The sequence below is a fragment of the Candidatus Pseudothioglobus sp. Uisw_086 genome, from assembly GCF_048085745.1.
Classification (GTDB): domain Bacteria; phylum Pseudomonadota; class Gammaproteobacteria; order PS1; family Pseudothioglobaceae; genus Pseudothioglobus.
Genome location: NZ_CP159803.1, coordinates 996,463 through 1,010,898, shown reverse-complemented (window position 1 = coordinate 1,010,898; position 14,436 = coordinate 996,463). Strand labels below are relative to the sequence as shown.

Here is a 14,436-nt window from a genome sequence, read left to right as displayed (position 1 = left end):
ATTAAAGATTACCTCGAAATCTATTGATTCCAAAACCTTTTGTTTGATGGTTAAATAAGTCATCAAAAATATTTAAGCGTAAAATTTAACTTAACTAATAAAATTATTGTGTAAATGTTTACAGGGATTATCCAAGCAAAAGGTAGCATTCACGAGGTTCAATCCTCTGAAAAAGGAGCTGTGCTTATTATTAATGCAGACGATCTTGATTTAACTGATTCGAATGTGGGAGATAGTATTGCAGTCAACGGTGTATGTTTAACTGTTACTAAGTTAAAGAGAAACTCTTTCACTGCTGATGCTTCTCAAGAAACTTTAAGCTGCACTACTTTTTCAGAACTAATAAAAGGTCAGCACGTTAATTTAGAAAAGTCATTAAAACTTAATCAGGGAATTGATGGTCATTTGGTGAGTGGACATGTTGATGGTATTGGAGAGATTGACTCTGTTTATACTGAAGGCGTGAGCACAAGATTAAAAATTAAAGCTATGACTGACTTGATGAAGTATATTGCAAAAAAAGGGTCTATTTGTATTGACGGGGTCAGTCTTACAGTCAATAACGTGGTTGGTAATATTTTCGATGTTAATATTGTTCCTCATACCTTTTCAGCAACAACGCTGAGTGGTTTGAGTGAAAAATCAAAGGTTAATTTAGAGATTGATATAATTGCTAGGCACGTTGAGCAACTTATCAACCATAGGGTTGATATTGGAGATGATCTATCTGATCTTAGTAAAAAAAAGACACTTGCAACTAAAAAGTAAATAAGTATGAAAGCATCAATTAAAGAGCTCTTAGAAGACTACAAGCAAGGAAAAATGATTATTCTTATGGACGATGAGAATCGTGAAAATGAGGGTGATTTGTTAATTGCAGCAGAAAAAGTTACTAAAGAAGATGTTAACTTCATGGCGACGCATGGTCGTGGGTTAATTTGCTTAACTTTGACTCAGCAACGCTGCCAACAGCTAAATCTTCCATTGATGGTTTCAAAAAATAGTGACCTCCATTCAACAAACTTTACAGTTTCTATAGAAGCTGCTACGGGAGTAACTACGGGCATATCTGCAGCTGATAGAGCCAAAACTATTCTTGATGCTGTAGCTAAGAACGCAAAACCTTTAGATATTGTTCAGCCTGGCCATATTTTTCCATTGATGGCTCAGCAGGGCGGCGTTCTCATTCGGGCTGGTCATACTGAAGCTGGTTGTGATTTAGCTAGATTAGCTGGCTTTGAACCCGCCTCCGTAATTGTTGAAATATTAAATGATGATGGATCAATGGCGCGCAGTGCTGATTTACAAAAATTTGGAAAGAAGCATGGCATAAAGCTAGGACATATTGCTGACTTAATTCATTATAGAGTTGAGAATGAAAAAACCGTAGAAAGAATAAGTCAGAGACCTTTTAATACGAAATATGGTGAATTTGAACTTTATTCTTATTTAGATACTATTCATAACGACATTCATATTGCTTTAGTAAAAGGGTCAATTAGTAAATCAAATGAGCCTTATGTTAGGGTTCATATGGAAAATATCTTTAAAGATGTTATGCAAGAAGTTAATCGTGGATTTAGTATAAATAGTGCTTTAAATATGATTTCAGATGTTGAAAGTGGAGTTTTTTTACTTTTACGTAAGCAAGATAATCAAGCTATTCTTGAAAATATTGATAATCAAGATTATAGAAGTAGTGACGATGGAAAAACGTTTGGAATTGGTGCTCAAATACTATCTGATTTAGGAGTAACTTCTATGAAATCTCTAGGCAAGCCAAAAAAGTGGCCTGGATTAGAGGGTTTTGGAATAACCATTAGTGAATATGTAAACATGAAGGAGTAGGCGATGAAAACTATCGAAGGTGACTTAACTATTAAGAACAAAAAGATTGCACTTATTGCAGGTCGATTTAACTCGTTTGTAGTTGAGCATTTAATCAGTGGCGCTAAAGGAGCTTTATTAAAGCATGGAGCTGATGATTCAGATATTGATCTTCTTTATGTGCCAGGAGCTTTTGAAATCCCTTTAGCTCTTAAAAAGACTGCTAATACTGGCAAATACGATGGTATTGTGGCATTAGGAGCTGTAATACGTGGTGGAACTCCTCATTTTGAGTTTGTAGCTGGTGAGTGCGTAAAAGGCATTTCAAAAGTTGCACTAGAATCCGAAATTCCTATCGCCTTTGGCGTTTTAACTGTTGATACAGTTGAGCAAGCGATTGAGAGATCAGGTTCAAACTCTGAAAATAAAGGCGCAGAAGCAGCAGAGAGCACAATTAGAATGATAAATTTACTCGAAAAGCTGTGACATCAAAACAACGTTCAAGAGCAAGAGTGGTTCAAGCATTGTATCAATGGCTCGTGTCTGGTGGTGATATTCCTCAAATTGAGCAGCAATTCCTTACTCAAAAAGAAGGTAAGATTTCTAAAGCATTCTTTTCAAACTTATTTATAAATATTCCTAAAAATATTTCAGTACTCGATGAAATTATTAACCCCTCACTCGAAAGAGATATTAGTGAGCTTGGCCCAACTGAAAAAGCCATTTTGTATCTGGGAGTCTATGAGCTAAAGTTTCAACTTGAAGTTCCTTATAAGGTAGTTATCAATGAGGCTGTGGAATTATCAAAGCTTTATGGTGCAGAAGGAGCGTTTAAACTTATAAATAAATCACTAGATAAAATTGCTCCATCCTTAAGATCAATGGAATTAGCTAAATAAAATTATTTTTTTAGTTAAGTCGTTATTTATCCAATAACAAGTGAAATTGTTTCAACTAACCCTTTTTCATGGTAATATCTCTTTTTCAGATTTAAAAAATTATTGTTTTATTAATTTGACTCTTCAAAGAGCCGTTAGTAAAATATTTTTTTTAGCTGAAAGAAGAGGAAGTTTAATATTTATTAAAGGAGAAATAATGAAAAGTATTTATAAAAAAATTGGAGCAACATTTATCAGTGCAATAGCTACTGTTAATGTAATGGCTCTTGATGAGCTTAATGTAGCTTATTTTGAAGAATGGCCAATGCCGTTCGAGTATGCAAAGCAAATTGGTGCGTATGATGAGGCTTTGGGTATGAAGGTTAACTGGAAAGCTTTTGGTACAGGTACAGCGATGTCTGCAGCTATGGCTTCTGGTGATATTCATATTTCAGTAAGTCAAGGTGTGCCTCCATTTATTGTTGCCGCTTCTACAGGTCAAGATATTCAAATTGTTGACGTTGCTGTAAGTTATGCTGACAATGATAACTGTGTTGTAGCTTCAGGTCTTGAAATTGATGCAAGCAATGCATCTGAATTGGCTGGAAAGAAAGTGTCTGTTCCACTTGGAACTGCTGCTCACTTTGGTTTCTTGAAACAGATGGCTCACTTTGGTGTTTCTGTAGATTCAATGCAAGTAGTTGACATGGCTCCGCCAGAAGGATCAGCTGCATTAGCTCAAGGAAGTATTGATATGTTCTGTGGATGGGGTGGATCACTTCGTCGTGCACTAGATCATGGTAATGTTCTTTTGACTGGTGATGAAAAAACAGCTCTAGGTATTCTAGTTTGGGACGTAACTTCAGTTCCAGCAGGTTTTGCTGATGAAAATGCTGAAGTTCTTCAAACGTTCTTAGGTGTTACTGCTGCTGCAAATGCAATGTGGAACTCAGGTGGTTTCCATTCACTTATGCTTCCTCATATTGCAAAAGATGCTGGTATGGATGAAGCAGCAACTGCTGAAACAATGTCTACATTTGTATTCCCATCAGTTAGCTCACAGTTAGGTGATAGCTGGCTTGGTGGTTCTGGTGAAGCTTTCCTTAAAGGTGTAGCAGATGTATTTGTTGACGCTGGAAGTATTCCTAGCGCTCGTGGTTCATATGCAAATGCAATTAATACTGACGGTCTTCAAGGATTAGCAGCGCAATAAAATACTGATTTATTAGACTTAATAAAAGTCTTAAAGTATTAGTTAGATTCAAGGTGGCGCACTTAGTGTGCCACCTTTTTTTTAAAAATAAATTCGGAGTTTGGTTTGAAAGGTTTATCAATTGAAAATATCTCAATGCGATTTGATTTGAAGAATGGCTCTTCAGTTCAAGCTCTTAAAGATGTGTCTTTAGACATAAAAGAAGGTGAAATTATCACTGTACTTGGACCTTCAGGATGCGGTAAAACGACACTTTTAAATATTGTTGCTGGCTTTTTAGCTCCAACAGAAGGAAAAGTTATTCTTAATGACCAAATTGTTTTAGGCCCTGGTGCTGAGCGAGGAATGGTCTTTCAGCAAGGTGCTTTGTTTGAGTGGATGAATGTTCAACAAAATGTTGCATTTGGACCTCGAATGAAAGGTATGCCAAAAGCTGAACAAAATGAAAAAGTAAAGCACTTACTTGAAGTAGTTGGGCTAGCTGAATTTGAAGATAAAGCCGTTTACGAATTATCTGGAGGCATGCAGCAAAGAGTCGCTCTAGCGCGTTGCCTTGCAAATGAACCCGATGTAATCTTAATGGATGAGCCTCTAGGCGCATTAGATGCCTTGACTCGTGAAAAGATGCAGGGATTAGTTTTAAAGCTCTGGAAAGAGACTGGAAAAACAATTTTATTAATTACCCATTCTGTAGAAGAGGCAGTTCTTCTTGGCGAAAGATTATTGGTTCTTGCTCCAAGGCCAGGAAGGGTTTACAAAGAGTACAATCTCCCGTTTGCTGAAATGGGCGTTAATATGGATCTTCGAGAAGTCAAAAAATCTGAGGGATATTCAGAGACTCGTGATGAAATTCTCTCAATTATCTGGGAAATGGAAGAAGAGATAATGGGAAGGACGGACGAAAGCTCATGACTATTTTAATTATCTATATTCTAATCTTTATTGCTGCTTTCTATATTGTTAAAGCAGTGAGCTCAATGAGGAAGTCACGTGATGATTTTACGAGTCTTAAAACTGTAACATTTGGTGATGAGAGTGCTGTTATGCCAAATAGAGCTGCTTCAATTATCTCAATCGTTGCTATATTTGCTATCTGGGGCTCATTTACAGGCTCTAAATTAACCCCTATCCATGTTCCTGGGCCATTTATAGGTGAACTTTCATTTACCTATACTGCTGTCAACTCCTTAGGTGAAACTGATGATGCTGAAGTAAGAATTTCTGTTTACGATGTTCAGACTGGTGAAATACCCGACAAAATAGATATAGAACCAGGATTAGGTTTTGCTCTTAATGACACGGCTCAAATTATTACATATAGAAGTGCTTTGGTTAAAGTTCAGAAAAATGACGTTGGTGGTAAGGATAAAAAATATAAAGTTATTGCAATTAATGGAGAGTCCATTTCACCAAGCAGTGAACTCTTTATTGATAATGCACGCGTCTATATGACCGCTAAAGGAACCCTGAGTCTTACTCCATATAAAGGCTGGCAGATGCAGCCAGTATGGCTACCTTCCCCAGAAGCTGTCTGGGCAAGGCTAACAAAGATTGCTTCAGAAGGATATAAAAATTTTAGTCTATTTGAACATTTAGGCTGGTCACTCCTTAGAGTTGTTGTTGGTTTTTTTGCTGGCGCTTTAATAGGTATACCTTTGGGATACGCAATGGGTCTTTCTGGTTGGTTTCGTGGATGGTTTGATCCTATTGTAGAATTTATGAGACCTGTGCCTCCACTTGCTCTAATTCCATTAGTTATTATTTGGTTTGGTATTGGTGAACAAGGAAAGATTATTTTACTATTCTTAGCTTCGCTTTGGATTATGACTATTTCTGCTAGAGCCGGAGTTTCAGGTGTGAATATTGCAAAAATTCATGCCGCATATTCACTAGGCGCTTCTAAATGGCAAATTATGAGGCTTGTTATTGTTCCAAACAGTTTGCCTGAAATATTTACAGGTGCAAGAGTCTCTATGGGGGTTTGTTGGGGCACAGTTGTAGCAGCTGAACTTGTAGCGGCTCAGAAAGGTGCTGGAATGATGATTATTACTGCCTCAAAGTTCCAGATGACTGACCTTGTAATAATGGGAATTGTACTGATTGGTGTTATTGGTTATGCAATCGATATACTTATGAGAATTTCAGAAAATTATCTTGTACCATGGAAGGGAAAATAGATTTGTAATGCTGTTTTTTTCTTCTTTATTTAAGGTTAGCCGATGTCAGTAATATTACCTAAAAATGCTCAAGCTGTAATTATTGGTGGAGGAGTAGTAGGCTGCTCAGTTGCTTATCATCTTGCAAAACTAGGTTACACAGATGTAGTTCTTCTGGAGCGTAAAAAGCTAACCTCTGGAACTACATGGCATGCAGCAGGACTTGTAGGGCAGATGCGCTCATCGCTTAATCTCACTCAAATGGTTAAATACTCTGGAAACCTTTACGAAACATTAGAGGCTGAAACAGGAATGGCTACTGGTTATCGCCGAACTGGCTCTATAAGTCTTGCAACTAACCAAGAGAGGTTAACAGAATATAAACGCAATGCGTCGCTTGCAAAAGTTCATGGAGTTGATGTGCAGATACTAACTACCGACGAGTTAAGAGATAAGGTCAACCTCTTTAACCTCGATGACGTTGTTGGTGGTGCTTGGATACCTAAGGATGGTAAGGCTGACCCAGCAAACGTCGCCATGGCTCTTGCTAAAGGCGCAAAGAACAATGGTGTTAAGATTTTTGAAGATGTTAAGGTTACTGGAATACTTAAAAAAGATGGAAAGGCTGTAGGAGTTCAAACTGAGTATGGTGACATACAATCTGATGCTGTAGTAAATTGCGGTGGAATGTGGGCAAGAGAGGTTGGTAAAATGGCTGGTGTTGCAGTCCCTCTTCATGCTTGTGAGCACTTTTACTTCCTAACTTCAGCCGTTCCAAATATGGGAGATATGCCCGTAGTAAGAGTTCCAGATGAGTCTGCATATTATAAAGAGGATGCTGGAAAAATACTTGTTGGGCTATTTGAACCAAACGCAAAGCCATGGGCGCAAAATGGTATTCCAGAAGATTTTTGCTTTGATCAGATACAGGATGATTTAGATCACTGCATGCCTTATTTAGAGCTTGCAATGAACCGTGTACCTGTAATGGAAAGTTTAGGTATTGAGACTTTATTTAATGGACCTGAAAGTTTTACGCCAGATGATAATTTTCAGATCGGAGAGTCTCCAGAATTAGGTAACTTTTATGTTGCTGCAGGATTCAATTCAATCGGGATTCAGGCGGCTGGTGGAGCGGGAAAATATTTAGCTGAATGGATTGTAGGAAAAGAACCTCCCTGTGATTTATGGGATGTAGATATACGAAGAAATGAGCCATTTCAAAATAATAAAATTTACTTAGCAAATAGAGTTACTGAAACTTTAGGCTATCTTTATGAAAATCATTTTCCATACCATCAATACGAAACAGCTAGAGGCTTAAGAAAAACTCCTTTATATGAGTTTTTCAAAGAGCGTGGCGCTTGTTTTGGTGAGGTTGCTGGATGGGAGAGGCCTAATTGGTTTGTTCCAAAGAATTTGATTGGAAAGGTTGAAGCTAAATATGAATATTCATGGGGAAGGCAAAATTGGTTTGATTTTCATAGATTAGAGCAGCAAGCAATCAGAGAGACAGTTGGTATGTATGAAATGTCGTCATACGCAAAAATTCGAGTCAAAGGTTCTGATGCTATGGACTTTATGCAGATGATCTGTGCAAATGATATTGATGTTGGTGTCGGTAAAATGGTTTATACGCAGTGGCTTAATCGGAAAGGCGGTATTGAGGCGGATGTAACTGTTACTCGTCTTGACGTTGATGATTATTTAATAGTCAGCGGTACAATGTGTCTTAATCGAGATATGCATTGGCTTAAAAAGAATTTGCCTGAAGGGGCCAATTGTTCACTATTTGATTCAACAAGCTCAGAGGGCTGTATCGCCATTATGGGGCCAAATTCGAGAGATCTACTTCAATCCCTAACAGATATTGATATGAGTAACGAAAGCTTCCCTTTTGCAAATGTTCGCAATATTGAGGTTGGTATGGCAAATGTACGTGCACACCGAATAACATATGTTGGTGAATTAGGCTGGGAGTTATACTTTCCAATTGAGTTTTCAATTTATGTGGCTGAGCTAATTGATTCAAAAGGTGAGGAGTTTTCTTTAAGGCAGATTGGGATGCATACTGTCGATAGTTGTCGAATTGAAAAAGCATATAGACACTTTGGACATGACATTACTGATGAAGATCACGTAATTGATGCAGGACTTGGTTTTGCTGTGAAACTCGATAAGAGTCCTTCAAAATTTGGTAACTTTATTGGTTATGACTCTGTTAAAGCTAAAAAGGCTGCCGGTTATGAAATGAGAGTAATGCAGTTTCTACTGACTAATCCTGAACCTATGCTTTATCATAATGAGCCTATTCTGAAAAATGGTGAAATTGTAGGTCATTTAACAAGTGGAACCTATAGTCATACTCTTGGAGGTGCTGTTGGACTCGGATACGTTACATGCCTTCCTAATGAAAGTCATGAAGATATTTTAAGTGCTGAATATACTATTGAGGTTGAAGGTGTTATTGAGAAAGCTAGTGCATCACTTAAGCCAATGTATGACCCTTTAAATAAGAAAATCAGAGTCTAGATTTCTTAGAAAAGTGCACCTAGAAGTGTCGATATTCCAATTATTCCAAGTGCAGATAAAGATATATTTCTGTAATACTTATTGCCTGAAAAATTAAAGAATTTTGTACCAGTGTAGGTTGCAAGAATATAAATTGGAGAGGTTATTAACCCTGTTAAAAGTAGTTCTTTTGTAAAAAGATTAAAGTAGTGCAAGCTAATTATTGCGCTTATAACAATGCCAGTAGACATAATTAATATATTTCCTCTTGTTACATCATCATTGTCACCCTTAGATAAAAGAACAGTCGCATAGGGAGGTCCTCCCATTCCAGTAGCTCCTTGCATTAAGCCACTTATTACGCCGCTAATTGTGAGGACATAATTTGTAACTGCCGCTTTTAATTTCCAGCCAGTTGCAATTAAAACTACAAAAAATATTACTAAAATAGACATGATAATTTTTATTAATTGCTCGTTTACTGAAACTAAGAATATTGTGCCAATAGGAATTGTTAGCATCATTGAAAAAAACATTGGAGATATTTCTTTGAACTTACAGCTCTTAGCACCAACATAGGTCAGATATATAGTTGCTGGAATTTCGATAGCAATATTGAATACCATTGCAAAAACTGGTGAATACAAATAGGAGAGAATTGGGATAGTTATTAAGCCTGATCCAAATCCTAAAAACCCCCTTATAAAACCTGAAAAAAGTATAACTAAAACTATCAGAAAATAATTTTCAGGAAGAATGAGAAGCAGGTTTTCCATTAAATTATTTTAATGCTTCTGGAGAAAATTTAAATTCACCATTACCTACTTGGATTATATTATTCCAATTTTTTAATATAAATTTTATTTCATCACTATTTTTATCAAATTTTAGCTCCCTAGCGCAGTCATGGAAAAGACTTCCATCTAGGATTTCACTTTCATTAATAAGACCTCTCTTGGACATTAATAGAAGAGCTGCTGAGCCTGCTTTGTCACTTTCACCTTCAAAAGCTTCACGTCCCATTCTTCTTTCGTATATTTCCTGAAGGATGTGACTGTCAAAAGATTTATTATCATCTAACAAATTTTTTGCAAAAAACCTAGCTCCCCCTTCAATCATCCATCTACTATTACTGTCTCTTCTATCTGCTTTATTTCTGCACTCACCTTCAGTTTCTAAATCATGCTGAAAGGCGTGATAAAGTTCATGCTGAAGGAATTCTTGAAGATCTGCATAAAATGCATCTCTTCCACCTGGGTTATTTCTCATGTTGTCAGTAAGACCCATTATTACAAAACGTTCTTCTGTACATATAGCCCATTGTGATGACCAATCAACTCCTTTTTCTAGTCCTTCTTTAGTTAGATCTAGTAATTCATAGTCAACATATCCACAACTAGTATTTTTGAACCAATCTTCAATCATCTGATAGCTTTCATTGATTTCATTTGGAGACATTAAAACTTGATGAAGGGCGCCTGGACCAAATTCTTGTGTAGGTTCAATTCTTTCACCTACATCATATATGAATACAAATATATTTGATTCACGTGAAGCCATTTTTGAGCTGGCAATATTACTCCATTCCTTTAAAATTTTCGTTGGAAAGCTAGATTTATTAACAATGATAATATTTTGATCATCGTATTGTTCTGCATAAGACTTACCTAAAAGGTTAGTCACTAAAAATAAGATTAATAATAATTTTTTCACAATAAAAATCCTAAACTATTTGACGCATCATTTCTTTAATTTCTTTTACAATTATGTCTATACCTTTATTTATCTTATTAGTATCTATGGCCGAATAACCAAGATGTAAATAGTTTGATGGTGGCTTTTCTTCAGAGAATGATGCATTTCCTGGCCTAACAGCTACGCCTTTGTCTAAAAGTTTTTGACAAAGTTTTTCAGTATCAATTGACTCTGGAATTTTTACCCAAAATGTTGAGCCTCCAAGAGTTGGAGTACAAGATAAGAGAGGTTCTTGATTTATTTTTTCATTTATCAAACCCCAGCGCTCTTTGTTTGTTTTTTGAATTTTGGTAAACATATTATGATAATGACCCAGGCCAATAAATAAGGCTACTGAACGTTGATTATTTGCAGGTATATGTCTTATCATTAGTCGCCTTAAAGCTCTTGCTTCTTTTACAAAGGCCTCTGGAGCAACCATATAGCCAAGCCTTAGACCTGGAGCAAAGGCTTTCGAAAAGCTTCCAACATAAATTACATTGTTATCCTTATCAAGACTTTTTAATGATGGATTGGGTTTCCTGAGAAAATTAACTTCAGCCTCATAGTCATCTTCAATAATTACCATTTGATTTTCTTTAGCAATAGATAGAAGCTTATTTCTTCTTTCCATGCTCATTGTTACACCTGTAGGGTATTGATGGCTTGGAGTGGTAAAAATAATATCAATCTCGGGTTTAATTTCATCAACTAAAATTCCATCTTTATCAATCCCTATAGGAACAATGTTGTCAGTTCGAAAGCTAAAAATATTTCTTACATCTGGGTATCCTGGATTCTCCATAGCAATAACTGTTCCTTGCTTGGCTAAAAGACTGGCAATAATGTAGATCGCATTCTGGCTGCCTGAAGTAATTAAAATTTGATCTTTATTTGCCCAAATACCCCGCTTTGGAAGTACTTTAGATTGAATTTGCTTAATTAAAGATGGGTCATCGCTATCAACATGATCAATATTCCATTTTTGTATTTCAGGAAGAGTTGACGAATGCCTAACAACCTCACGCCATTCGTAATAGGGAATTAAACTTTTATCAAGTTGGCCAATTGTAAATGAATATGGAAGGCTTTGCCAATTTTCAGGATTACGAATATTAGTTTTAATAGATGGCTTCTTTGTTATTAAAGCATCTAGCCATAGTGGAGGACTAATATTTTTAACTTGATCCTCATTGCTATTTGTAAAATTCTCATAAAATTGCTCATTAACAAAATAACCTCTTCTTTCTTTTGGGGTAATGTAGCCATCAAATTCTAATTCTTTATAGGCAGCAATCACTGTATTTCTTGCAACTTTAAGGGCTGCTGCAAGGTTTCTAGATGATGGTAGGGGTTCGTTTGGGCCAATTAAGCCATTAGTAATAGCATCAATTAATTGCTGACGAATCTGCAACTGCAAGGTCCTAGGCTTGTCATGTCTTAGAGAAAAAAATTGGTTCCACATTTCATCCATTTATCTGGCCTATTAATTTTAAGAATTCTGGTTCTATATGTATTTAAATTTAGGACCCCTTATATTTTATAATTCATTCTTTTGAATTACTATCAATTTTTACTTAAATCGGGGTAAGTATGTCTAATAATACACTTATACAAAATGATAAAGACCATGTTTGGCATCATTTAACGCAACATAAGGGCTTTGAATCGACTGATCCCATGATGGTTGCTAAAGCGAAAGGAATGGTTGTTACTGATACCAATGGTAATGAGTATCTTGATGGAACATCTGGCGGTGTATGGACAGTAAATTTAGGATTTGGAAGAGATGATATGGTTCAAGCTGTCAGTAATCAACTGACAAAAATTCCATACTTTGCGGGTTCTTTTGGTAACGAGCCTGCTGCTGAATATGCAAAAGAAGTTACCTCACTTATGCCAGGTTTAGACCGCGTTTATTACTCAAACTCTGGTTCAGAAGCTAATGAAAAAGGCTACAAAATGGTTCGTCAGCTTGCCCATTTTCATAATGATGGGAAAAAACATAAAATTATTTATCGTGACCGTGATTATCATGGCACAACAATTGGAGCTATGAGCTCATCTGGCCAAATTCAAAGAAAAAAACAATATGGTCCGTTTGCTCCAGGATTTGTTGAAATGCCACACTGTTGTTGTTATCGATGCCCATATGGAAAAAAATATGGAGAGTGCAATATCGAGTGTGCTACTGTCCTTGAAGATATTATTAAAAAGGAAGGGCCTGATACCGTAGGTTCTGTCGTTTTAGAGCCGATTACTGCTGGTGGAGGAGTTATTCCTCCTGTTCCTGAGTATTTCCCAATTATTGAGTCAATATGTAGAAAATATGACGTCCTTCTTCACATAGATGAAGTGGTTTGTGGCCTTGGAAGAACAGGAAAATGGTTTGGTTACCAGCACTATGATGTTCAGCCTGATATTGTCACTACAGCTAAAGGTCTAGCTGCTGGATATGCTGCTGTATCAATTACGGTTACTACTGAAAAACTTTTTAACATGTTTAAAGAGGATCCAACTAATGTTGATAGCTACTTCCGAGATATTTCTACCTTTGGTGGAAGTACTGCTGGCCCTGCAGCCGCACTTGAAGTTTTAAAGATTATTAAACGTGAAAAACTTTTAGAGAATGTTAATGAGGTTGGAGAGCATCTTAAAAATAAATTGCTTGAACTACAAGAAAAGCATGAAATGATTGGTGAAGTTCGAGGCAAAGGGTTGTTTTGTGGTGTTGAGCTTGTAAAAGATAGGGTAACTAAAGAGCCTGTTGATGAAACTGTTGCAGCTAGCGTTGCAGCGCATTGTTTTAAAAATAAAGTGATGATTGGAAGAACTAATAGAAGTTTTGAAACTAATAATAATGTTTTGCTATTTAGTCCTGCATTCATATGTTCTAAGACTGACATAGATTTAATCGTTGAATCTGTTGACAATGCCTTAGAATCAAATAAATAGAAAAAGTTTAATTAATTTAATATAGGAATATTGAGATGATAATTGGAGTACCAAAAGAGATTAAAAACCATGAATATAGAGTTGGTTTGACGCCTAAAAGTGTTAAGGAGTTTGTTAGTCATGGCCACACGGTTTTAGTTGAAACTAATGCTGGTATTGGTATTGGGGCAAGCGATGATGATTATTCTAGTTTTGGTGCTGAAATTATATCTTCAGCTAAAGAAGTTTTTACAACTGCGGATATGATTGTTAAAGTTAAAGAACCTCAAGCCATAGAAATTGCAATGCTTAGAGAAGGTCAAATTCTTTATACATATCTTCACCTTGCACCAGATCCTGAGCAAACGAAGGGGCTTGTAGAGAGTGGTGCTATTTGTATTGCTTATGAAACGGTTACTTCTCCAAGAGGTGGATTACCATTATTGGCTCCTATGTCAAAAGTTGCAGGAAGAATGGCTGTTCAAGCAGGTGCTCACTTTTTAGAGCAACCAAATGGTGGAATGGGAGCTTTGCTTGGAGGTGTTCCAGGAGTAGACCCTTTAAATGTCGTTATTTTAGGTGGAGGCGTCGTTGGTGTTCATGCTGCCCATGTGGCAGTTGGAATGGGTGCAGATGTTTGGGTTTTGGATAACAATCCTGATACATTAGAGCAGCATTGGCAACAATTTGGCAGAAGCACGAATACTGTATTCTCAACTAAAAGTTCAGTAGAAGAGTATGTATTGCAAGCTGACTTAGTTATTGGTGGTGTGTTGATTCCTGGCGCTGAAGCACCAAAATTAGTAACCAGAGAAATGATTAAGGCTATGAAGCCTGGATCAGTTATTGTTGATGTTGCGATTGATCAAGGTGGTTGCTTCGAAACTTCAAAGGCAACAACTCACGCAGAGCCAACATACATCATTGATGAGGTAGTTCACTACTGCGTTGCTAATATGCCAGGTGGAGTTCCAAAAACATCAACCTATGCGCTAAATAATGTAACACTTCCATTTGGACTTAGTATTGCAAACAAAGGTGTTAAACAAGCTCTATTAGATGACGAACATCTAAGAGCCGGATTAAATGTACATAGTGGTCAAGTAACATGTCCTGAAGTGGCTCATGACTTAGGTTATGATTACGTTTCAGCCCTTGATATGCTTAATAAATAAATTATAAA

Annotated in this window: 13 protein-coding genes; 10 read left to right on the top strand and 3 right to left on the bottom strand. The window is 36.6% G+C overall.

Annotation, left to right across the window (positions count from 1 at the left end; genetic code table 11):
• Positions 1 to 114 precede the first annotated feature (114 nt).
• The 8 genes from ABXT49_RS05045 (at position 115) to ABXT49_RS05010 (ending at position 8,606) form a co-directional block, all read left to right on the top strand.
• Complete coding sequence (locus ABXT49_RS05045) at positions 115 to 768, top strand: riboflavin synthase (protein ID WP_416650874.1); 654 nt, start codon at positions 115 to 117, stop codon at positions 766 to 768.
• A 6-nt stretch (positions 769 to 774) separates the two neighbouring features.
• The gene (gene ribB / locus ABXT49_RS05040) at positions 775 to 1,848 is read left to right on the top strand and encodes a 3,4-dihydroxy-2-butanone-4-phosphate synthase (RefSeq protein ID WP_416650872.1); all 1,074 of its coding nucleotides are present in this window, start codon (positions 775 to 777) and stop codon (positions 1,846 to 1,848) included.
• Positions 1,849 to 1,851: 3 nt separating this feature from the next.
• A complete protein-coding gene (gene ribE / locus ABXT49_RS05035) occupies positions 1,852 to 2,313 on the top strand; it encodes a 6,7-dimethyl-8-ribityllumazine synthase (protein WP_416650870.1) in 462 nt (153 codons plus the stop codon).
• Positions 2,310 to 2,726 carry a transcription antitermination factor NusB gene (nusB, locus tag ABXT49_RS05030; protein WP_416650868.1) on the top strand — a complete coding sequence of 139 codons (417 nt, stop codon included), beginning with the start codon at positions 2,310 to 2,312 and terminating at the stop codon, positions 2,724 to 2,726. Before ribE ends, nusB begins: the two co-directional genes overlap by 4 nt.
• Positions 2,727 to 2,922: 196 nt before the next feature.
• Entirely contained in the window at positions 2,923 to 3,918 is a 996-nt protein-coding gene (locus tag ABXT49_RS05025; RefSeq protein ID WP_416650866.1) for an ABC transporter substrate-binding protein, read from the top strand.
• A gap of 105 nt (positions 3,919 to 4,023) precedes the next feature.
• Complete coding sequence (locus tag ABXT49_RS05020; RefSeq protein WP_416650864.1) at positions 4,024 to 4,830, top strand: ABC transporter ATP-binding protein; 807 nt, start codon at positions 4,024 to 4,026, stop codon at positions 4,828 to 4,830.
• Positions 4,827 to 6,095: an ABC transporter permease gene (locus ABXT49_RS05015; protein WP_416650862.1), complete on the top strand. Its 1,269-nt coding sequence runs from the start codon at positions 4,827 to 4,829 to the stop codon at positions 6,093 to 6,095. The genes ABXT49_RS05020 and ABXT49_RS05015 overlap by 4 nt, the downstream gene beginning before the upstream one ends.
• Positions 6,096 to 6,137: 42 nt before the next feature.
• Entirely contained in the window at positions 6,138 to 8,606 is a 2,469-nt protein-coding gene (locus ABXT49_RS05010) for a GcvT family protein (RefSeq protein ID WP_416650860.1), read from the top strand.
• A gap of 5 nt (positions 8,607 to 8,611) precedes the next feature.
• On the opposite strand, the gene ABXT49_RS05005 is transcribed toward ABXT49_RS05010, so the two are convergent.
• From ABXT49_RS05005 to ABXT49_RS04995, 3 genes are read right to left on the bottom strand one after another with little or no spacing between them, the layout of a single operon-like run.
• Entirely contained in the window at positions 8,612 to 9,361 is a 750-nt protein-coding gene (locus ABXT49_RS05005) for a sulfite exporter TauE/SafE family protein (protein WP_416650858.1), read from the bottom strand.
• A 4-nt stretch (positions 9,362 to 9,365) separates the two neighbouring features.
• The gene (locus tag ABXT49_RS05000) at positions 9,366 to 10,298 is read right to left on the bottom strand and encodes a hypothetical protein (RefSeq protein WP_416650856.1); all 933 of its coding nucleotides are present in this window, start codon (positions 10,296 to 10,298) and stop codon (positions 9,366 to 9,368) included.
• Between the two features lie 10 nt (positions 10,299 to 10,308).
• Positions 10,309 to 11,793 carry a PLP-dependent aminotransferase family protein gene (locus tag ABXT49_RS04995; protein ID WP_416650854.1) on the bottom strand — a complete coding sequence of 495 codons (1,485 nt, stop codon included), beginning with the start codon at positions 11,791 to 11,793 and terminating at the stop codon, positions 10,309 to 10,311.
• Positions 11,794 to 11,912: 119 nt separating this feature from the next.
• Between ABXT49_RS04995 and ABXT49_RS04990 the strand changes: the two genes are divergently transcribed.
• Both ABXT49_RS04990 and ald read left to right on the top strand, forming a co-directional pair.
• Positions 11,913 to 13,274 carry an aspartate aminotransferase family protein gene (locus tag ABXT49_RS04990; protein WP_416650852.1) on the top strand — a complete coding sequence of 454 codons (1,362 nt, stop codon included), beginning with the start codon at positions 11,913 to 11,915 and terminating at the stop codon, positions 13,272 to 13,274.
• Positions 13,275 to 13,309: 35 nt separating this feature from the next.
• Positions 13,310 to 14,428, top strand: a complete 1,119-nt coding sequence (gene ald / locus ABXT49_RS04985; RefSeq protein ID WP_416650850.1) for an alanine dehydrogenase — start codon at positions 13,310 to 13,312, stop codon at positions 14,426 to 14,428.
• Positions 14,429 to 14,436: the final 8 nt, after the last annotated feature.